Here is a 1,792-nt window from a genome sequence, read left to right as displayed (position 1 = left end):
ATTGTTCGGCGGCGTCCTACTCTCCCACAGGGTCCCCCCTGCAGTACCATCGGCGCTGTAAGGCTTAGCTTCCGGGTTCGGAATGTAACCGGGCGTTTCCCCTACGCTATGACCACCGAAACACTATGAAACTGCCAACCGGAGCCGCAGCCAAAAACGGCTTCGACGGTTGTTCATGGTTTCAGAACCAACACAGTGGACGCGAGCAACTGAGGACAAGCCCTCGGCCTATTAGTACCGGTCACCTCCACACGTTACCGTGCTTCCAGATCCGGCCTATCAACCCAGTCGTCTACTGGGAGCCTTACCCCATCAAGTGGGTGGGAGTCCTCATCTCGAAGCAGGCTTCCCGCTTAGATGCTTTCAGCGGTTATCCCTCCCGAACGTAGCCAACCAGCCATGCCCTTGGCAGGACAACTGGCACACCAGAGGTTCGTCCGTCCCGGTCCTCTCGTACTAGGGACAGCCCTTCTCAAGACTCCTACGCGCACAGCGGATAGGGACCGAACTGTCTCACGACGTTCTAAACCCAGCTCGCGTACCGCTTTAATGGGCGAACAGCCCAACCCTTGGGACCGACTCCAGCCCCAGGATGCGACGAGCCGACATCGAGGTGCCAAACCATCCCGTCGATATGGACTCTTGGGGAAGATCAGCCTGTTATCCCCGGGGTACCTTTTATCCGTTGAGCGACGGCGCTTCCACAAGCCACCGCCGGATCACTAGTCCCGACTTTCGTCCCTGCTCGACCCGTCGGTCTCACAGTCAAGCTCCCTTGTGCACTTACACTCAACACCTGATTGCCAACCAGGCTGAGGGAACCTTTGGGCGCCTCCGTTACCCTTTGGGAGGCAACCGCCCCAGTTAAACTACCCATCAGACACTGTCCCTGATCCGGATCACGGACCCAGGTTAGACATCCAGCACGACCAGACTGGTATTTCAACGACGACTCCACAACCACTGGCGTGATCGCTTCAAAGTCTCCCAGCTATCCTACACAAGCCGAACCGAACACCAATATCAAACTGTAGTAAAGGTCCCGGGGTCTTTCCGTCCTGCTGCGCGAAACGAGCATCTTTACTCGTAGTGCAATTTCACCGGGCCTATGGTTGAGACAGTCGAGAAGTCGTTACGCCATTCGTGCAGGTCGGAACTTACCCGACAAGGAATTTCGCTACCTTAGGATGGTTATAGTTACCACCGCCGTTTACTGGCGCTTAAGTTCTCAGCTTCGCCACCCCGAAGAGTGACTAACCGGTCCCCTTAACGTTCCAGCACCGGGCAGGCGTCAGTCCGTATACATCGCCTTACGGCTTCGCACGGACCTGTGTTTTTAGTAAACAGTCGCTTCTCGCTGGTCTCTGCGGCCACCCCCAGCTCACACTGCAAGAGTGATCACCGGTGATGGCCCCCCTTCTCCCGAAGTTACGGGGGCATTTTGCCGAGTTCCTTAACCATAGTTCACCCGAACGCCTCGGTATTCTCTACCTGACCACCTGAGTCGGTTTAGGGTACGGGCCGCCATGAAACTCGCTAGAGGCTTTTCTCGACAGCATAGGATCATCCACTTCACCACAATCGGCTCGGCATCAGGTCTCAGCCTCGTGTGCGACGGATTTGCCTATCGCACGGCCTACACCCTTACCCCGGGACAACCACCGCCCGGGATGGACTACCTTCCTGCGTCACCCCATCACTCACCTACTGACCGCTTGGTCCGGCGGCTCCACCACTCCCCTTTGCCCGAAGGCTCCGGGGCGGCTTCACGGCCTTAGCATCACGATGCTCG

General features: G+C 57.4%; 2 rRNA genes. Both read right to left on the bottom strand.

From position 1 onward, the window contains the following. Positions 1-3: 3 nt before the first annotated feature. Positions 4-120: ribosomal RNA gene (gene rrf, locus ACFYR0_RS37740) — 5S ribosomal RNA — on the bottom strand. A gap of 91 nt (positions 121-211) precedes the next feature. Further along, positions 212-1,792 (bottom strand): 23S ribosomal RNA (locus ACFYR0_RS37735); the annotation flags it as partial.

It is taken from the genome of Streptomyces sp. NPDC005017 (genome assembly GCF_042873115.1).
GTDB lineage: Bacteria > Actinomycetota > Actinomycetes > Streptomycetales > Streptomycetaceae > Streptomyces.
Note: the sequence above shows the minus strand (reverse complement) of the source record. Positions and strands in the feature narration are given on the sequence as shown.